The sequence below is a fragment of the Neisseria elongata subsp. elongata genome, assembly GCF_900113545.1.
In the GTDB taxonomy this organism is placed as follows: domain Bacteria; phylum Pseudomonadota; class Gammaproteobacteria; order Burkholderiales; family Neisseriaceae; genus Neisseria; species Neisseria elongata.
In genome coordinates this window covers 25968-44563 of record NZ_FOPS01000009.1, presented here as the reverse complement: position 1 = coordinate 44563, position 18596 = coordinate 25968, and the positions used below count along the sequence as shown (strand labels likewise).

Below are 18596 nucleotides of genomic sequence, written 5' to 3'. Positions count from 1 at the left end.
TTTGTGCGCTTAAAACGATAACTTTGTTTAACATTATGTGTAAATCCATTATAATGCCGATACTATGAGTAGAAGGCCGTCTGAAAGTTATGTCTGAAATAAATTCCAACCGTTTTGTTTCTCCCCCTTATCACAATCACAGCCCGCTGACTTGGTATCAGGCTGCTTCACAGCAGGCCGCCTTTATCCGCGATGCCGCCCAAGCAAGGGCGATCGAGCATTTGGATAGATTGTGGACGGAATTGATGATGTTTAAACGCAAGAGAAACCGTTTTTTGGGTCGGAGCTTGCGTTCTCCCCAGCTGCCTAAAGGATTGTATTTCTATGGTGGTGTCGGCCGGGGTAAAAGTTTTCTTATGGATGCTTTTTATGGCTGCCTTCCTTATCGGCGGAAACGGCGGGTTCACTTTCATGCTTTTATGGCTGAAATTCACCAGCGTTTGCGAGGATTGAAAAGTGAAGCCAATCCTTTGAAGGCTGTGGCTGCAGAGATTGCCAAAGAAACGCGGGTGTTGTGCTTTGATGAATTTCATGTGAGCGATATTGCGGATGCCATGATTTTGGGAAGATTATTGGAAAACTTGTTTAACGAAGGCGTAGTACTGGTGGCGACATCCAACTACGCGCCGTCGGAGTTATACCCTCAAGGACAGAACCGCAGCAGTTTCCTGCCAACCATCGCGTTGATTGAAGAGAAATTGACCATCCTGAATGTGGATGGCGGAGAGGATTACCGGCATCGTACCCTGACGGCTGCCGAGGTATTTTATATTCCCGCAAACGACGAGAATGAAAGGAAATTGGCCGATTTGTTTACTCAAGTGATGGCAGGTCAAGCAGAGAGGCCGTCTGAAATAGAAATCCACGGACGGATGCTTCGGTGTAAAAAACGGACGGATAAAGCAATTTGGTTTGATTTCCGTATGTTGTGTTTCGGGCCGCGTTCACAGGCCGACTATCTGTATTTGTCAGAACATTACGAGATGATTTTTGTTTCCGGTATTGAAAAATTATCTCAGACAGAGCGTGCGGAAGCGCGTCGCCTGACTTGGCTGATTGATGTTATGTATGATTATCGCGTAAAGTTTTGCGCAACCTGCGACGTACCTGTTGGTGAGATTTATGTAGAAGGGGATTTTGCGCAAGAATTTGTCCGTACGGCCAGCCGTTTAACCGAAATGCAATCTCAGGAATATTTGAACCTGCCCCATCTGACTTTAGGAAAGCCGGTTTGATGAGTATATAGTCAAACAACAAATAAGGCGGAATACGGAAAAACTTGTTACAATGCGCCGGCATTGCCAATAGGTAAGGCTGTGCCGTTTGTTTGTTTTTTTATAAGGAGAATTGAATGACTATTCAACGTACTATTTCTATTATAAAACCCGATGCAGTTGGTAAAAACGTTATCGGCAAAATTTATAGTCGTTTTGAGGACAATGGTCTAAAGATTGTGGCGGCAAAAATGAAGCATCTCAGCAGGGAAGAGGCTGAGGGATTCTACGCCGTTCATAAAGAGCGTCCGTTTTTTCAGGATCTGGTTAATTTTATGATTAGCGGTCCGGTGATGATTCAAGTACTTGAAGGTGAGGACGCAGTAGCAAAAAATCGCGAATTGATGGGGGCGACTAATCCTAAAGAAGCTGCCGCCGGAACTATCCGCGCTGATTTTGCCGAGTCGGTTGGAGAAAATGCCGTGCATGGTTCCGACAGCTTGGAAAATGCTGCTTTGGAGATTGCATATTTCTTTACTGAAGCTGAAATTTGCCCGCGTTAATATATAGTTAGTAATAAGGTTTTTACTGCCGCCAGAGTTGGCGGCAGTAAGGCTGTTAAAGTAAGGCCGTCTGAAAATTTGCATGGCGACGGCTTTAACTTTAACGGTTTAATGAAAAGCCTGCCGAAATACATGAAAAAAAATTTATTGGATTATGATTTAAACAGCCTGACTGCTTGGTTTGCCGAAATGGGGGAAAAACCGTTTCGCGCCAAACAGGTCATGCGCTGGATGCACTGGGGCGGCGCGGCTGACTTTGCAGAAATGACAGATTTGGCCAAATCGTTGCGTGCTAAATTGGAAGAATGTGCCATTGTTGGAGTTCCTGCGCTAATGACTGCGCAAGAATCAAAAGATGGTACAAGGAAATGGCTGTTGGATGTCGGAACGGGTAATGGTGTAGAAACTGTATTTATCCCGGAGGCGGACCGAGGTACATTATGTATATCTTCTCAAGTAGGTTGTGCTCTGGAGTGTACGTTTTGTTCGACCGGGCGGCAAGGGTTTAACCGTAATCTGACTACTGCGGAAATTATCGGCCAATTGTGGTGGGCCAATAAAGCATTGGGAGCCACACCCAAAAACGAACGCATGATTTCGAATGTCGTTATGATGGGCATGGGTGAACCGTTAGCAAATTACGATAATGTGGTACGGGCATTAGCCGTAATGCTGGATGATCACGGATACGGTTTGAGCCGTCGCCGAGTAACGGTTTCAACTTCAGGTATGGTGCCTCAAATGGATAGGCTCAAAGAGGATATGCCGGTGGCTCTTGCCGTATCCCTGCATGCATCCAATGATGAGGTGCGGGATCAAATTGTGCCGCTTAATAAAAAATATCCTTTGAAAGATTTGATGGCGGCTTGTCGACGTTATTTGGTTAAGGCTCCGCGCGATTTTGTTACGTTTGAATATGTGATGCTGGACGGTATCAATGATAAGGCTGAGCATGCGCGTGAATTATTGGATTTAGTCCGTGATGTACCTTGCAAATTTAATCTAATCCCTTTTAATCCGTTCCCTAATTCAGGCTATGAGCGTTCCTCTAGTGAAAATATACGGATTTTCCGCGATATTTTGCAGCAGGCCGGGTTGGTTGTGACTGTACGGAAAACACGAGGTGATGATATTGATGCTGCTTGTGGCCAATTAGCCGGCCAAGTACAAGATAAAACACGCCGCCAACAAAAATGGCATCAGCTATTGATTCAGCAATGAGGTGGAAGTTATGAAGAATTTATGGATTGCAGTTTTGCTTGCTTGTGCATTGAGTGCGTGTAAAAGTACCGAATTGAAAAGACCAAGTAAGAAGGAACGTACTGAAGAAGTATCCAGAATCAAGACACAATTGTCCATTGAATACATGCGTGCGGGAGATTACAGATTAGCCGTTACTACGATAGAGGAAGCTTTGCAGGCTGACCATAAGAATGAGATTGCATGGTTGATGCGTGCGCAAATTTATCAATATTTAAAGGTAAATGACAAAGCTGAAGAAAGTTTTCGAGAAGCTTTACGGCTAAAACCGGATAGTGCGGAAATTAATAATAATTATGGATGGTTTTTGTGTAACTATTTAAATAATCCGAATGCCGCAATACCTTATTTCGATCGTGCGTTAGCAGATCCTACATATCCCGCACCACAAGTTGCTTATATGAATAAGGGTATTTGTAGTGCCAAAATGGGTCAGTACTCATTGGCACAAGCATATTTGGAACGTGGTCTTGCTTCTGCTCCGGCATTCATGCCGATTCGTAAGGAGTTGGCAAGAACGAAAATGTTGGCCGGACAAATTAAAGAGGCTGATCAGTTGTTTAGACAATACCAGAGTCAAATGGAAGTACTGAGCGCTGATGATTTATTATTAGGATGGCAGCTTTCTCGGGCTTCAGGTAATTCACAGGCTGCATATGAATATGAAGCTCAAATTAGAGCAAATTACCCTTATTCTGAAGAATTAAAAACAATTTCAGCAGGGCACTAAAAATATGAATCAAACTACTGAGAATCAGGCTGTAGGACAAGATCCTGCCGTGGAATTTGGCCGGATATTAAGATTGGGCCGTGAAGAGAAAGGTTTGTCTATCGGAGAGGTAGCAGAACGTTTAAAGCTGTCGGCAAAGCAGATTGAGGCGTTTGAGTCCGGCAATTACGAAGGCATGCCAGAAGGAGTCTTTATTAGAGGATTTTTAAGGAGTTACGGCAGATTTTTGGATTTGGATGAGCAAGCCGTTTCAATGCATTTGGACAGAATCGTGCCTCAGTCCGGTAAGAGTAGCTATAACGTTGAGCCAAATACTTCAAGTTCTTTGAATTATCAGAATCAAAAAATTGAAAAATCTTTTCCAACATGGATTTTTGGTGTTATTGCAATTGCTATAATTATTGCTGGTGTGTATATCTGGCAGGGAAAATCCAAAGAAGAAAATGCCAAGCAAACTTCGCGTAGCGAGGAAAGTGTGAGTTTGGGAGAAGTTGCTGCGCCAAACCTTGATAATGGCAATGTGTCGGTTGTACCGATGCCGGCAGGAGCTTCAGCTGCATCGCAGGCTTTGTCCCAAGATAATGAAGGTTCAGCTAATGCAACTGGAAATGAACTGGTTGTTAAGGTTCGTTACCGTTCTATGTTAGTCATTAAAGATAAAACCGGCAAAGAGTTGTTGAACAGTATTGTGCCAGCAAATAGCGAACACAGATTTTCGGGCCAAGAACCTTATGATGTTTGGATCGGTTATGCCAAAGGTGCTGTAGTGAGTTATGGTTCGAAAGACATTCAAGTTTCCGATCACATGATTGATAAAAAAACTGCTTCGTTTACGGCAGGAAAATAAATTCAGATGAACACACAAATACTGCGCCGTCCTACCCATCAAGTACAAATTGATCATGTTAGTGTTGGTTCGGACTCGCCCGTCATTGTCCAATCGATGACCAACACAGACACGGCAGATGCCCAAGCCACTGCTTTACAGGTAAAGGAACTCAGTGAAGCCGGTTCGGAAATGGTGCGGATTACTGTTAATAATCCAGAATCTGCTGCTAAAGTGGCTGAAATCCGTCAGCGTTTGGACGATATGGGTTGCAACACTCCGTTAATAGGAGATTTCCATTTTAACGGCGAACGCCTGTTGGCGGAATTTCCTGATTGTGCCAAAGCCCTATCAAAATACCGTATCAATCCGGGTAACGTCGGTAAGGGCTCAAAAGGTGATGAAAAATTTGCTTTTTTAATTCGTACGGCCGCTGAATATGGCAAGGCTGTGCGTATCGGTGTGAATTGGGGCTCGTTGGATCAGAGTTTGGCCAAGAGGATGATGGATGCGAATTTAGCTTCCGCCAATCCGAAAACGCCGGAAGAAATCATGAAGGAAGCCCTGATTGTTTCTGCATTGGAATCAGCCCAGAAGGCAGTTGATTTGGGTTTGCCGGAAAATAAGATTATTTTGTCTTGCAAAGTCAGCGCAGTGCAGGATTTGATTCAGGTATACCGTGAATTGGCTGCCCGTTGCAGTTATCCGCTGCATTTGGGCTTGACTGAAGCGGGCATGGGTAGCAAAGGTATCGTGGCTTCAACTGCGGCATTGTCTGTGTTATTGCAAGAAGGCATCGGCGATACCATCCGTATTTCTTTAACGCCCGAACCCGGTGCTTCGCGTACGAAAGAAGTGGTAGTAGCGCAAGAAATCCTGCAAACCATGGGTCTGCGTTCGTTTACGCCCATGGTTACTGCGTGTCCGGGTTGCGGTCGTACGACCAGCACTGTATTTCAGGAGTTGGCGCGTGATATTCAACAATATTTGCGTGACCAAATGGCGGTTTGGCGATTACAGTATCCCGGTGTGGAAAATCTGAATGTGGCTGTGATGGGCTGCGTGGTAAACGGGCCGGGTGAAAGCAAACTCGCCGATATCGGCATCAGCCTGCCTGGGACGGGAGAAACGCCGATTGCGCCAGTCTATGTTGATGGCGAACGCAAAGTTACGTTAAAGGGCGATAATATGGCTGCCGAATTTTTGGCCATCGTGCGCGAATATGTAGAAGTTAATTATGGAGAGGGCGGTAAAAAGAGAGACTACCGACGCGTTATTCCGATTCAGACGGCCTAATTTTTAAAAATGTTAGTAAAAATAAAATGAATCAAGATTTACGGGAACTCTTACTGCGGTTGTATTTGCAAAACAATCCGCAATTGAAACACCAAATTTTTATCTATACCTATCAGGGCGTAAATGATGCCCTGCGTAATCCGTTTCAATTTGTCGGGGCCGATTTGCCGCCGGGGGTAAAGAAAAGCATTATTTTGCAAAACCTACCGTCCGGGGAAATGTTGCAGGCCTTCATCATACCGATTGACGGAGGTTACGGAATCGAAAATATCGTACTGTACGGCAATAAGGCAGGGGTTTTAGTTAATATCAGTTTGGATCGGGGCAAGGTCGAAGAGTCTGATAAATACCGCCAGTTTTTACAATTGTCAGGCAGTATGCTGCGCCAATTTCAAAATTGAGGCACAGCCGAACAAATCATTTCAGACGGCCTAGGCAGTTAGAAGGCCGTCTGAAAACCGTTATATAGAGAAAGAGAACAATGGGACAGAAAATCCAAGCCGTGAAAGGCATGAATGATTTGTTGCCGCTGGAACAGAAGGATTTCAAGCTGACCAGTGCTTTCTGGCAGGCGTTTGAAGATGTGGTCGGCAAATGGACGCGCCGTTTCGGTTACAGCCAAATCCGTACGCCTATTTTGGAACAAACAGGATTGTTTGTGCGTTCAATCGGCGAAGAAACCGACGTGGTCGGCAAAGAAATGTATACCTTTTCCGATTCCAACGATACGCTCAGTTTAAGCCTGCGCCCCGAGGGAACGGCTTCCTGCCTGCGTGCGGTGGTCGAACACAATCTGCTGTACAACAGCCCGCAAAAGCTATGGTATATGGGGCCGATGTTCCGCCGCGAACGGCCGCAGAAAGGCCGTTACCGTCAGTTTCATCAGGTCGGCGTGGAAGCTTTGGGGTTCGACGGCCCCGATGTCGATGCCGAAATGATTGCCATGTGTGCCGATTTGTGGCGTGAACTGGGAATTTCGGACTTCCTGACTTTGGAAATCAACAATTTGGGCAACAAGGAAGAGCGTGCCGCTCACCGCAGTGCGCTGGTTGCCTATCTCCAACAGCATGAAGCTATATTGGATGAAGACAGCAAACGCCGTCTGAAAACCAATCCTTTGCGTGTTTTGGACAGCAAAAATCCCGATTTGCAGGCTGTTTGCAATCAAGCTCCGCGTTTGCTCGATTATTTGGGCGAAGAATCATTGGCGCATTACAACGGATTCAAACGGCTTTTGGATGTTTTGGGCATTGCCTATGTGGAAAATCCCCGTTTGGTTCGCGGTTTGGACTATTACAATCTGACCGTGTTCGAATGGACGACCGACAAACTCGGCGCGCAGGCCACTGTTTGCGGTGGCGGCCGTTATAACGGGCTGATAGGCGAGCTGGGCGGCAAAGATGTCCCTGCAATCGGTTTTGCCATGGGTATCGAACGCCTGCTGCTTCTAGTGCACGAATACGGCCGTCTGAAAACCGATGTGGCCCCCGATATATATGTCATGCAACAGGAAGAAGGTTTGGAAGCAGCCATAAACTACGCCTCCCGACTGCGTGCCGCCGGATTCAACGTATTGCAGCACTGCGGCAATCAGAGCTTGAAAAACCAAATGAAAAAGGCCGATGCCAGCGGTGCGCGTTTTGCCCTGATTGTAGGGGGGGACGAAGCGGAAAACGGCACGGCCACCGTGAAAGACCTGCAAGGGCAGTTCGGCCAGCAAACCATTGCCTCGGCCGAACTGACCGCCTTATTAACACAATGGAAGAATACATAAATGGCAGCACACTTGGATGATCAGCAAGAACTTGAGAATTTCAAATATTTTTGGCGCAGCAAGGGGCGTTGGCTGTTCGCGGTTTTATTATTGGCCTCATTGGTTTATTTGGGCTGGGTGCTTTACCAAGGCCATATAAAGACGAAAAACGAAGAAGCCGCCACCGCCTTGGCAGGATTAGTCGAAAAAGCCAAGGCCAGCCAGGATAAACAGGCATTGCAGGCGGATTTGTCCATCCTCCAGCAAAACTATCCTGACAGCATCTCTTCCGCGCAGGCAACCATGATGGTGGCTGCCGACCTGTTCGACCAAGGACAGTATGAAGCGGCGGAAAAGCAATTGAATTGGGTATTGCAAAACCAGCAAATCCCCTTTGTCCGTGCACTGGCTATCCAAAGGCTGGCAACCGTGCAGCTGCAGCAGAAGAAATACGACGCAGCCTTGGCCACATTGAAAATGCCGGTTGATGCAGCCTTTGAAGCCCTAATTTTGGAAACTCAGGGCGATGTGCTTTATGCGCAAGGTAAAAATAAAGAAGCACTGGCAGTTTATGAACAAGCACTTGCCAAAACGGTACAAGACGCCCCCGGCCTCCAATTGCTGCAACTGAAGGCAGACGAATTGAGATAGGCTGACATTATTTTGAAACGACAGGAAAATTGCCCTCACAGGCAAAAGAAACCGCTTGCTTAAAGCTTTGAGGCCGTCTGAAAAAACGTCAGTCTTTTTTCAGACGGCCTGAAGTTATCCGACTGATTTCAGGCTTTATATTCCTCAGATTAAGAATTGCCGATGATGCTGATAGAACAGTCGGGCAAAGCTTGGAACAACCGTTTTGATAAAAATCCAAACGGTAGCCTGTCCCCATCACCTCCCGCCGCCGCTTTCGTCCGACGGTAAAAGGAAACAGTATTATGAAACCCACCATCGCACTGGTCGGCCGGCCGAACGTCGGCAAATCCACCTTGTTCAACCGCTTAACCCGCACCAAAGACGCATTGGTGCATGATTTGCCCGGTCTCACGCGCGACCGCCACTACGGTCACGGCCGTTTGGGCAGCAAACCCTATCTGGTTATCGATACCGGCGGTTTCGAGCCTGTCGTGGACAGCGGCATCCTGCACGAAATGGCCAAACAAACCCTGCAGGCCGTAGATGAAGCCGATGCCGTCGTCTTCCTGGTGGATGCGCGTACCGGTTTGACGCCGCAAGACAAAATCATTGCCGACCGCCTGCGCCAAAGTCCGCGTCCGGTGTATTTGGCGGTCAATAAAGGCGAAGGCGGCCGCCACGATGTCCTGGCCGCCGAGTTTTACGAACTGGCGTTGGGCGAACCGCATGTGATTTCCGGCGCGCACGGTGACGGTGTGTATCACCTGATTGAGAAAGTGTTGGAACACTTCCCCGATGCCAAAGAAGAAAGCAACGAAGTCAAACATCCCGTTTTTGCCGTTATCGGTAGGCCGAACGTCGGCAAATCCACATTGGTAAACGCCATACTGGGCGAGGAGCGCGTAATTGCTTTCGATATGGCCGGCACAACGCGCGACAGTATCCATATCGATTTTGAACGCGAAGGCAAACCTTTTACCATTATCGACACCGCAGGTGTGCGCCGGCGCGGCAAGGTAGACGAAGCGGTGGAGAAGTTTTCCGTCATCAAAGCCATGCAGGCGGTGGAAGCCGCAAACGTTGCCGTTTTGGTATTGGACGCGCAACAGGACATCGCCGACCAAGACGCGACCATTGCAGGCTTCGCATTGGAAGCAGGCCGCGCACTCGTCATCGCAGTGAACAAATGGGACGGTATTTCCGAGGAACGGCGTAACGACATTAAGCGCGACATTGCCCGTAAACTCTATTTCCTTGATTTTGCGAAGTTCCACTATATTTCCGCACTGAAAGAGCGCGGGATCGACGGATTGTTTGACAGCATTCAGGCGGCCTATGATGCGGCGTTTATCAAAATGCCGACGCCGAAAATTACCCGAGTTTTGCAATCCGCCATCGAACGCCAGCAGCCTGCGCGCGCGGGTTTGGTGCGCCCGAAAATGCGCTATGCCCACCAAGGCGGCATGAATCCGCCCGTCATCGTCATCCACGGCAACTCTTTGCAGCACATTCCCGACAGCTATACGCGCTACCTGACGCAAACCTTCCGCAAGGCTTTTAATTTGCAAGGTACGCCGCTTCGGATTCAATACAATGTCGGCGAGAATCCCTATGAGGAAGAAACCGTCAAACCGAAAAAACAGCCGCCCCGCCGAGTGGCATTAAGTAACCGTATCGCCAAAAGGGAAGAACGGAAAGAAGACAAACAACGGGTGAAAAAACTGAAAAAACGGCCGGTCAGCGTGAAAAAACTGCAAGGCAACGATAAGAAGAAATAAATGATAGGCCGTCTGAAAAACGTTTTTGTGTAATAAAAACAGTGTTTCAGACGGCCTTTTTTATTTTTATAGTGGATTAAGTTTAAACCAGTACGGCGTTGCCTCGCCTTGCCGTACTATCTGTACTGTCTGTGGCTTCGTCGCCTTGTCCTGATTTTTGTTAATCCACTATACAAGAAGTCTGAAAATGAAACATAACGAAAAATACCATTTATGGTTAGGCCGTTATGATTCCATTGAGGAGTATGACAAATATATCGATATTGATGGCACAACCCAAACTTCGCAATTGGCAATCGATTTAGGGTTTCCATATCGGGATAAAGAGTTGGATGAAGTGTACGGGCTAACCTGCCTTCAGCCTGACTTCAGATACAGCTTCCCCCTTTCCGAGTTATTTTTCGATATGCCCGTTTTGGAAAAAGATATAGAAAGCATAAGCGATATTTACCGCCGATATTCCGACAAACCGCCCAATACCTATATATTTCTATTTAGCGGCCGGCTGTAATTCCAATCGGGCGGCGTATTCGGAAAATATTTCTACATAGGCTTATTTGATGGGGATAAATCGTTTGATGCAGGTTTGCTGTAAGCCTTGGAAGCGTATTTGTGCATGGTATGCCATACGATGCTGTCATTCCATGCTTTTATCAAAATCGCTGAAAACCGCATGGCGGGGTTTCAGCGATTTTTACATGGGATAACTTGAAACCGGGTAATGCGGCTTTTTTTGTCGTGCGATTGGTGATTCAGCTTCCAATCATTTCGTGCGGCAGGCCATCTGTAGTCCGCAGCCTTACAGGGAGGGGGATTGATACTGCATGGCATCAGGAAAATTCAAAGCTTATGTTTCCGCCGGAGCCAGTGCCAATAGGGCATTGCGGCTGCGTTCGAGGAAGGCTTCTTTGGTTTCGCCTTCGCGCAGGCTCAGCGGGGTGCCGACGTGGACTTCGCACAGCAGCGGGATGGGCAGGAATTTGCCTTTGGGCAGCACGCGGTTGATGTTGTCTATCCAGAGGGGGACGAATTCCGTACCAGGGCGTGTGTCGGCGAGGTGGTAAATGCCGGATTTGAAGGGCAGCAGGATAGTGTTGTCGTCGGTGTTGCGCGTGCCTTCGGGGAAGACGATGAGGGACGCGCCTTCGTCCAAGGCCTGTTTCATTTGTTCGGTTATTTCTTGCGGGCGGTCGCTATGGCGCGGGATGAGGAGGGCGTTGAAGACGTTTTGGATGATGAAGCGGCGGATGCGGCCGGTCAGCCAGTAGTCGGAGCCTGCCACGGGGCGGGTGTGGATGCGCCAGCGGCGCGGCAGGGAAATCCAGACGAGCAGAAAGTCGCCGTGGCTGCCGTGGTTGGCGTAATAGACTTTCTGTTGCGGGCTGAAGTCGAGTTCTATCCTGCTTTTCGGCTTGACTCCGGTGAGGAAGGATACGGAAAGGCAGAGCAGTTGGTCGGTCAGCCAGGCGAGGCTTTTTTTCAGTATGGGCATGGCGTTCGGATGGTTTTCAGACGGCCTCTCGGCGTTGGAGGACGGCGGCGAAGAAGCCGTCCGTGCCGTGTGCCGCCGTGTCGAGTTTCAGGTAGGTGCCGGTGTCGGGGCTGATTTTCGGGCTGCCCGGCAGGTCGGCGCAGTTTAGTGCTTCAAAGTCGGGGTGTTCGCGCAGGAAACGTTCGATTTGGCCCTCGTTTTCCTGCGGCAGGATGCTGCAGGTGGCATAAACGAGGCGGCCTTGCGGTTTGACCAGTTCTGCGGCGGCATTGAGGATGCTGTGTTGCTGTTCGGCAAGTTTGGCCAGTGTTTCGGGCGACTGGCGGTATTTGAGGTCGGGATTGCGGCGCAGTGTGCCGAGGCCGGAGCAGGGCGCGTCCACCAGAACGCGGTCGGCTTTGCCTTTCAGACGGCCTAAACGCGGGTCGTGTTCGCTGCCGATGCGTTCGGGGTGGATGTTGGTGAGGCCTGCGCGCGTCATGCGCGGTTTGAGGTTGGCCAGGCGTTTTTCGGCTATATCGAAGGCGTAGATGCGGCCTTTGTTGGCCGTCATGGCACCGACGGCGAGGGTTTTCCCGCCCGCGCCGGCGCAGAAATCAACGATGATTTCGCCGCGCTTCGCGCCGAGCAGCAGGGCGACGAGCTGGCTGCCTTCGTCTTGCACTTCGAGCGTGCCGTCGAGGAAGCGGGGGTGTTTGCCGAGGGCGGATTTGTCGTGCAGGCGGATGCCCCAAGGTGAGAACGGGGTTGCTTCGGCAGGGAGGCCTTCGGCTTGGAGTTCGGCCAGGATTTTGTCGCGTTTGGCTTTCAGGGCGTTGACGCGCAAATCGAGCGGGGCGGGGCAGGCGGTGCTGCGGCCGAAATTCAGGATGTCTTGGTCGGAAAAATCAGAGCGCATGGTGTCGATCAGCCATTGCGGCAGTTCGGCGGCGGTGCTGAGGCCGTCTGAAAATTCGGTTTTGCGTGCTTTGAGTGCGGCAAGGAGGGTTTTTTCTTCGTCATCGGCCAAGCCGTCAAGCCGGCTGATGTTGAAGCCGCGTCCGAGGACGAGTGAGGCCAGTGCGGCTTTGCGCGCTTGTGCGGCAGGACGGCGCAGGACGGCGGAGATTTTTTGGTAATGACGGATGGCGGCAAAGGAGGTTTCGGCGATTTCGGCACGGTCTTGGCGGCCGAGTTTGCGCCGGTTGCGGAAGAAGGCGGAAGTAACGGCGTCGGCAGGTTGGCGGAAGGTGAGGAGTTCGGCCAAAAGGTCGGCGGTGTGGGTAAGTTGGGCTGGTGTCATGTCTGGTGGTGTCGCAGGCGGATAAAGCGGCGATTATAAGCCAATTAGTTTAGTGTAAGCGAACCGGCGTGCCGGCTGACCGGATATGCGATGTTTTCAAACGCTTTCTGCTGCGCATTGCGGCGGAAAAGATAATGGACGGGCAGACAAATAAGGATTTGAATGTTTTGAAAGAAGCATGACTTCGGCTAAAGTGCGGTAAGATTGCCCGAATGTTAGGTGGCGTGTTCGGTTTGTTTGAAAACGGCGGCTTGGCGTTTGTCCTGTAGGCCCGATTTTGGGACAGCCGATCCGAACACATGGCTATGCAGGTTTCAGCCCGATTCGCGATAGAATCCCGTTATCTGCCATTTCGTATAAGGAAAATTATGCAACTTTTTCCAGCACTAGCACAACGTTATTCCGAAGAACACCAGTCCGCAGGCGAAGCGCAGCGTTTGGCGCAGGAAATCGCCTTTGCGCCGATTGTGTTCCAAGTATCCCGCCTGATGGTGAAATTCGGCATTTTGGATTTGCTGAACAACCATTCAGACGGCCTTACTCAAGCCGAAATCGCCGAGAAAGCGCAAATCAGCGGTTACGCCGCGCAAGTGCTGCTTGAAGCCTCGCTCTCCATCGGCACGGTGCACACCCGCGACAACCGCTATTTCATCAGCAAAGCGGGCTGGTTTTTACTGAAAGACAAAATGGCGCGCGTGAACATGGATTTCACGCAGGAAATCTGTTACCAAGGTATGTTCGACTTGGAAAAAACCCTGCAAACGGGCAAACCCGAAGGGCTGAAAGTTTTCGGCAGCTGGCCGACAATTTACGAAGGCCTGTCCTCGCTGCCGGGCGTCGCGCAGGAAAAATGGTTCGCCTTCGACCACTATTATTCCGACAATTCCTTTGCCGAAGCCTTGAAAACCGTGTTCGCCAAACCGGTTAAAAAACTGCTCGACGTCGGCGGCAACACCGGCCGCTGGGCGGAACAATGCGTCGGCTACAACGCCGAAGTCGAAGTCACCATCATGGATTTGCCGCAACAAATCGCCCTGATGCGCGAAGCGACCAAAGGCAAAACCGGCGCGGAACGCATCCATGCCCACCCCGCCAACCTGCTCGACCCCGAAGTCCCCTTCCCGACAGGTTTCGACGCGATTTGGATGAGCCAGTTTTTAGACTGTTTCAGCGAAGAACAAGTCACCTGCATCCTGCGCCGCGCCGCCGCTTCCATGAGCAGCCACACCAGCCTCTACATCATGGAACCCTGCTGGGACAGACAGCAATACGAAACCGCCGCCTACTGCCTGACCATGACCAGCCTGTATTTCACCGCCATGGCAAACGGCAACAGCAAAATCTTCCATTCCGAAGACCTGATACGCTGCGTTGAAAACGCCGGATTGAAAGTGGCGGAAATTTCAGACGGCATCGGACGCGGACACAGCATCTTGCGCTGCGAGAAGGTCGTCTGAAAAACGGTATCCTCATGAAAACCCTAGTGTTAATCCCCCACTACAACCACCCCGCCGCCATCGCCCGCGTCGTACAGACCATGCACGGCTTCGGTTTGGACGTATTGATTGTGGACGACGGTTCGCGCGAAGAATGCAAACCCGTATTACAGGCATTGGTTTCAGACGGCATCCACGTCCTTTACCGCCCCATCAACGGCGGCAAAGGCGCGGCGGTCAAAACCGGTTTGAAATACGCCGAAGAACACGGCTACAGCCATGTTTTGCAGGTCGATGCCGACGGTCAGCACCATCTGGACGACACGCCCAAACTCTTGGCGGCGGCGGAACAAAACCCCGAAGCCGTCGTCTGCGGCTGGCCGCAATACGGCGACGACGCGCCCAAAGCGCGATTGTACGGGCGCAAAATTACTGACTTCTGGAACATGCTGCACACTTGGTCGTGCGACATCAAAGACGGCATGTGCGGCTTCCGCCTGTACCCGCTCCCCCCGCGCTTTCTGTCGTCCGCGAAGAAACTGTGGGCGACCGCATGGATTTCGACACGGAAATCCTCATCTGCCTGTACTGGCGCGGCGTCAAGCCGGTTTGGATTAAAACGCCCGTGCAATACGCCGCCGACGGCGTGTCCCACTTCAACGCCTTCGCCGACAACGTGCGCATCGGCAAAATGCACACGCGGCTGTTTTTAGGGATGTTGCGGCGGCGTTTGGGCGGGATATTTGGAAAAACGTAATTTAACAATACCTTTATTGAACACAAAAACCATACCGGCGTTTTTTTGTTATCATGACGGCCAATTGAAAAAAAACATAACCATACCGATGAGATTCCCGCGCACCGGCACAAAACACGGCGATCCACCATACACATACGGGGCAGACTGTCCGTTAGGCCGACAATCCGCCAGTTTGCATTTCAAACCACACCATGAACAGCTACAAACCCACCCACTGGGCGAGCCAAAAAGAACGCGGCACGCCCTTCGTTTTAACCATAGCCACCCTGCTGGTCCGCCACCTGCCGCGTTTCCTGATGGCGCCCTGCACCCAAATAATCGTACTGTATTTCTACCTGACCGCCCCCAGGCAGAGGCGCAACATCGCCCGCTACCACCGCCGCTTAAAGGCCGCCCGCCCCGAAGCGCGCCTGCCCTCCCTCCTACCCGTATTCCGGCATTTCGTCGCATTTGGCGATTTGGTATGTGACCGCCTGGCCGTGTGGCAGGGCAAAATCCGCTACCAAGACCTGATGGTTGAAGACCCGGACGGCATTTCGGCCGAGGTCGAACGCGGCGGACGCGGGCAGATACTGGTTTGCTCCCACTTGGGCAACATGGAAATCTGCCGCGCATTGGCAGAGCACCACAAAGGATTCAAACTCAACGTATTGGTGCATGGCAGCCACATAGAAGTATTAAACGGCGCATTGCGAAAACTGGGCATGGACGAAATCAACCTGATACAGGTAACCGACCTGGATGCGGCTGCCATGATCGAACTGCACCGCAAAATCGAAGCGGGCGAATGGATAGCCGTCGCCGCCGACCGCGAACCCCTGCGCGGGGGAAAAACCGTAAAAGTAGACTTTCTCGGCACGGCGGCGGATTTGCCTCAGGGCGCGTGGCTGCTGGCTTCATTACTGAAAGTCAGGGTCAATACCGTCTTCTGCCTGCGCCACAACGGCCGCCATTACCTCAAACTGCGCCGCTTCATCGAACACGCCGACTGGAAGCGCGGTGAAAGGCAGGCGGCGGTGGCTGATGCCGCACAGCGTTTCGCCCGCCTGATGGAGGACGAGTGCGCCCGGCATCCCTTACAATGGTTTAACTTTTTCGATTTTTGGAAAGACGACCGACATGGCTAAACACATCTACTGCCGCCACAGCTTTGAAACCGAAGTGCCGTTTTTCGACGTGGACGCCATGAACATCGTCTGGCACGGCAACTATGTGAAATACCTCGAAACCGCCCGCTGCGCCTTTCTGTCCGCCATCGGCTACGACTACAATGAAATGGCGTTGAAAACGCCGGACCGAAGGTGGCGGAAATTTCGGACCGCATCGGACTTGGGCACAGCATTTTGCGCTGTGTAAAGGCCGTCTGAAAAAACGGTTGGGCCGGTTTCGGTTCGACGATAAACCGTCCGTCCGGCATTTTATAGTAAATTAAAAACGAAATAGTACAATACTCAACTTTGAAGGTCTAACCATGGCATACTCTGCGGACTTAAGAAACAAAGCTTTAAACTATTACGAACAATGCAAAAACATCAGCCAAACCGCAGCAACGTTTAACTTGTCAAGAAACACACTTTACCTGTGGATTCGCCTTAAAAAACAAACAGGCAGCCTAAAACATCAAGTTACCGGTCTAAATGCCGTCAAATTGGATAGGCAAAAACTGGCTCAATATGTTGAGCAACACCAGGATGCCTATCTGCATGAAATCGCCAAACATTTTGATTGTACGCCAGCCGCCGTTTGCTATGCACTCAAACAGATGGGGATGACGCGCAAAAAAAGACCACCACTTACAAAGAACAAGACCCGGCCAAAGTAACGCATTATTTGACACAACTGGCCGAATTTCCCGACTATCAACGTGTTTATTTGGATGAAACAGGATTTGACCGCTACCTGTTCCGTCCCTATGCCCGCAGCCTGAAAGGGCAAATAGTCAAAGCGCAGATAAGTGGAAAAAGATACCGACGCTTATCTCCGGTGTCCGCACAAGTCGGCAACCGGCTGATTGCTCCGATGGTTTATCAAAATACGATGACCGGAGTCTTTTTTGAAGCGTGGTTTCAGCAATGCCTACTGCCCGCATTGACTCAAAAATCGGTGATTATTTTAGATAATGCACGATTTCACCGTATGGGCGTCTTACGGGAAATGGCGGAAAAATTGGGACATAAGGTATTGCCTCTTGCACCTTATTCACCTGAGCTCAACCCGATTGAGAAGGTGTGGGCGAATATTAAGCGGTATCTGCGAACCGTTTTGTCTGATTACGCCCGATTTGACGATGCGCTACTGTCCTATTTTTATTTTAATTGACTATAAATTCTGCCGTCATCTTATGTTCAAAACGGTTTGCCAAGAAGAAATGGCCGTCTGAAAAGCCCAAACGGGTTTCAGACGGCCTTTTTCGGCGGCGGGATTAGCGGTTCATTTCGCGTATGTCGCGCCAGCCCTTGTTGGTTTGAACCAGGGTGGTGTTTTCGTTGTAAGGCTCTTTGAGCCGTTTCCATTTGCCTTCGCTGGCCTTAATCAGTTTGTCGGCCCATTTTTCTGGTTTCAGTTCGACTTGGTAAGACACTTCGGATACGGTTAGGCCGTTGTCGGGAGTGGGGGTGGTGAACCAGTTGATTTTGCCGATTTTCTGTTTGCCCACGCAGAACAGCGGGCCGCGCTGGGTGCCGCGCACCAGTTCCACGCCTTTGTCGGTCAGCTCGTAAGTGGCGGTTTTGATGCTGCGCTCTTCCGACAGCGGCTGGGTGTCTGTTTTGAGTTTGCGGTATAGGCCTTCTTTTTCGAGGACTTCCAGTTGTTTTTCCGCTATTTGGTTGATGCGTTTGCCGTCGGCGGAGTGGTCGGAGATGAGGAGTACGGGTTCGCCGAGCATGACGTTTTGCGCCGGAATGCCGTTCGGCGTTTCGATGTCCAGCATCAGCGGCAGGCAGACATTGCGGTTGTTGCCGCTTTCTTCGATGACTTTTTTAAAGTGGCTTTCACTTGCTTCGTTGCTGCTGCCGCAGGCGGCCAGCACGAATGCGGCCGCGCCGAGTAAAACGGTTTTTTTCATGTTTTTTCCTTCGAAGGATGATGGGAAAGGGTGGAAGACAGGGGGTAGCATAGTTTTTTTATCCGTATTCGGCAAGAGCTTTTGCTACAATCCTTTTTTTAACGGCAAAGGACGATGAAAATGACGGTTTTATACGGCATCCCGAATTGCGATACGGTAAAAAAGGCGCGTGTATGGCTGCAGGAGCACGGCATGGAGTACGAGTTTTCCGATTTTAAAAAGCAGCCGCCGACGGAAGGCGACATCCGTGCATGGTTGGCCGATGTGCCGCTCGATACGCTGCTCAACCGGCGCGGCACGACTTGGCGGAAGTTGTCGGAAGCGGAACGAGCCGCTGCCGATAGCGAAGACGGTGCGGTGCGGCTGATGTGCGCGCAGCCGAGTTTGATCAAACGCCCCGTGCTGGCGCATGGCGGGCGGTTTTACTGCGGTTTTCAGACGGCCTTATATGAAGGGTTGTTCGGCTGAGCCGGTGTAAGCGCATCCGCCGGATAGGTTCATATAAC

The 18596-nt window shown here is 50.5% G+C and carries 18 protein-coding genes and 2 pseudogenes; 17 read left to right on the top strand and 3 right to left on the bottom strand.

What is annotated here, in order from left to right:
- The first annotated feature begins 89 nt into the window (after positions 1-89).
- From zapE to BM261_RS12100, 11 genes are all read left to right on the top strand, one after another.
- On the top strand, positions 90-1235 hold the full coding sequence (zapE, locus tag BM261_RS09015; protein ID WP_074897557.1) for a cell division protein ZapE: 1146 nt from the start codon (positions 90-92) through the stop codon (positions 1233-1235).
- A gap of 116 nt (positions 1236-1351) precedes the next feature.
- Complete coding sequence (gene ndk / locus BM261_RS09010) at positions 1352-1777, top strand: nucleoside-diphosphate kinase (protein WP_049248719.1); 426 nt, start codon at positions 1352-1354, stop codon at positions 1775-1777.
- A 132-nt stretch (positions 1778-1909) separates the two neighbouring features.
- Positions 1910-2998: a 23S rRNA (adenine(2503)-C(2))-methyltransferase RlmN gene (gene rlmN / locus BM261_RS09005; protein WP_070453733.1), complete on the top strand. Its 1089-nt coding sequence runs from the start codon at positions 1910-1912 to the stop codon at positions 2996-2998.
- 10 nt (positions 2999-3008) lie between these two features.
- Positions 3009-3767: a type IV pilus biogenesis/stability protein PilW gene (gene pilW, locus BM261_RS09000; RefSeq protein ID WP_074897555.1), complete on the top strand. Its 759-nt coding sequence runs from the start codon at positions 3009-3011 to the stop codon at positions 3765-3767.
- A 4-nt stretch (positions 3768-3771) separates the two neighbouring features.
- Entirely contained in the window at positions 3772-4614 is an 843-nt protein-coding gene (locus BM261_RS08995; protein ID WP_074897553.1) for a helix-turn-helix domain-containing protein, read from the top strand.
- A 6-nt stretch (positions 4615-4620) separates the two neighbouring features.
- The gene (gene ispG / locus BM261_RS08990) at positions 4621-5889 is read left to right on the top strand and encodes a flavodoxin-dependent (E)-4-hydroxy-3-methylbut-2-enyl-diphosphate synthase (RefSeq protein WP_070453667.1); all 1269 of its coding nucleotides are present in this window, start codon (positions 4621-4623) and stop codon (positions 5887-5889) included.
- 26 nt (positions 5890-5915) lie between these two features.
- The gene (locus tag BM261_RS08985; protein ID WP_074897551.1) at positions 5916-6290 is read left to right on the top strand and encodes a hypothetical protein; all 375 of its coding nucleotides are present in this window, start codon (positions 5916-5918) and stop codon (positions 6288-6290) included.
- 80 nt (positions 6291-6370) lie between these two features.
- A complete protein-coding gene (hisS, locus tag BM261_RS08980) occupies positions 6371-7663 on the top strand; it encodes a histidine--tRNA ligase (RefSeq protein ID WP_074897549.1) in 1293 nt (430 codons plus the stop codon).
- Positions 7664-8293, top strand: a complete 630-nt coding sequence (locus BM261_RS08975; protein WP_074897546.1) for a YfgM family protein — start codon at positions 7664-7666, stop codon at positions 8291-8293.
- 284 nt (positions 8294-8577) lie between these two features.
- The gene (der, locus tag BM261_RS08970; RefSeq protein WP_003774596.1) at positions 8578-10053 is read left to right on the top strand and encodes a ribosome biogenesis GTPase Der; all 1476 of its coding nucleotides are present in this window, start codon (positions 8578-8580) and stop codon (positions 10051-10053) included.
- A gap of 187 nt (positions 10054-10240) precedes the next feature.
- Positions 10241-10564 carry a hypothetical protein gene (locus BM261_RS12100; RefSeq protein WP_083426679.1) on the top strand — a complete coding sequence of 108 codons (324 nt, stop codon included), beginning with the start codon at positions 10241-10243 and terminating at the stop codon, positions 10562-10564.
- A 336-nt stretch (positions 10565-10900) separates the two neighbouring features.
- On the opposite strand, the gene BM261_RS08960 is transcribed toward BM261_RS12100, so the two are convergent.
- Both BM261_RS08960 and BM261_RS08955 read right to left on the bottom strand, forming a co-directional pair.
- Complete coding sequence (locus BM261_RS08960; protein ID WP_074897544.1) at positions 10901-11545, bottom strand: lysophospholipid acyltransferase family protein; 645 nt, start codon at positions 11543-11545, stop codon at positions 10901-10903.
- 16 nt (positions 11546-11561) lie between these two features.
- A complete protein-coding gene (locus tag BM261_RS08955) occupies positions 11562-12827 on the bottom strand; it encodes an RsmB/NOP family class I SAM-dependent RNA methyltransferase (RefSeq protein ID WP_074897542.1) in 1266 nt (421 codons plus the stop codon).
- 368 nt (positions 12828-13195) lie between these two features.
- Between BM261_RS08955 and BM261_RS08950 the strand changes: the two genes are divergently transcribed.
- From BM261_RS08950 to BM261_RS12095, 5 genes and pseudogenes are all read left to right on the top strand, one after another.
- On the top strand, positions 13196-14284 hold the full coding sequence (locus BM261_RS08950; protein WP_074897539.1) for a class I SAM-dependent methyltransferase: 1089 nt from the start codon (positions 13196-13198) through the stop codon (positions 14282-14284).
- A gap of 14 nt (positions 14285-14298) precedes the next feature.
- A pseudogene (locus BM261_RS08945) lies at positions 14299-15020 on the top strand (glycosyltransferase family 2 protein).
- Between the two features lie 194 nt (positions 15021-15214).
- Positions 15215-16150 (top strand): LpxL/LpxP family acyltransferase, encoded by a 936-nt coding sequence (locus BM261_RS08940; RefSeq protein ID WP_074897537.1) that lies wholly within the window; start codon positions 15215-15217, stop codon positions 16148-16150.
- Positions 16143-16301, top strand: a pseudogene (locus tag BM261_RS08935) (acyl-CoA thioesterase); the annotation flags it as partial. The gene BM261_RS08940 and the pseudogene BM261_RS08935, both read left to right, overlap by 8 nt.
- A gap of 193 nt (positions 16302-16494) precedes the next feature.
- Positions 16495-17342, top strand: a protein-coding gene (locus tag BM261_RS12095; protein ID WP_114910496.1) for an IS630 family transposase whose coding sequence is annotated in 2 segments (ribosomal slippage) — positions 16495-16810 and positions 16810-17342 — 849 coding nt in all. Because the reading frame shifts where the segments join, the coding sequence is not laid out codon by codon here.
- Between the two features lie 103 nt (positions 17343-17445).
- On the opposite strand, the gene BM261_RS08920 is transcribed toward BM261_RS12095, so the two are convergent.
- Positions 17446-18090 carry a hypothetical protein gene (locus BM261_RS08920; protein ID WP_049248729.1) on the bottom strand — a complete coding sequence of 215 codons (645 nt, stop codon included), beginning with the start codon at positions 18088-18090 and terminating at the stop codon, positions 17446-17448.
- Between the two features lie 120 nt (positions 18091-18210).
- Between BM261_RS08920 and BM261_RS08915 the strand changes: the two genes are divergently transcribed.
- Entirely contained in the window at positions 18211-18558 is a 348-nt protein-coding gene (locus BM261_RS08915; RefSeq protein ID WP_074897620.1) for an arsenate reductase, read from the top strand.
- The last annotated feature ends 38 nt before the right edge of the window (positions 18559-18596 follow it).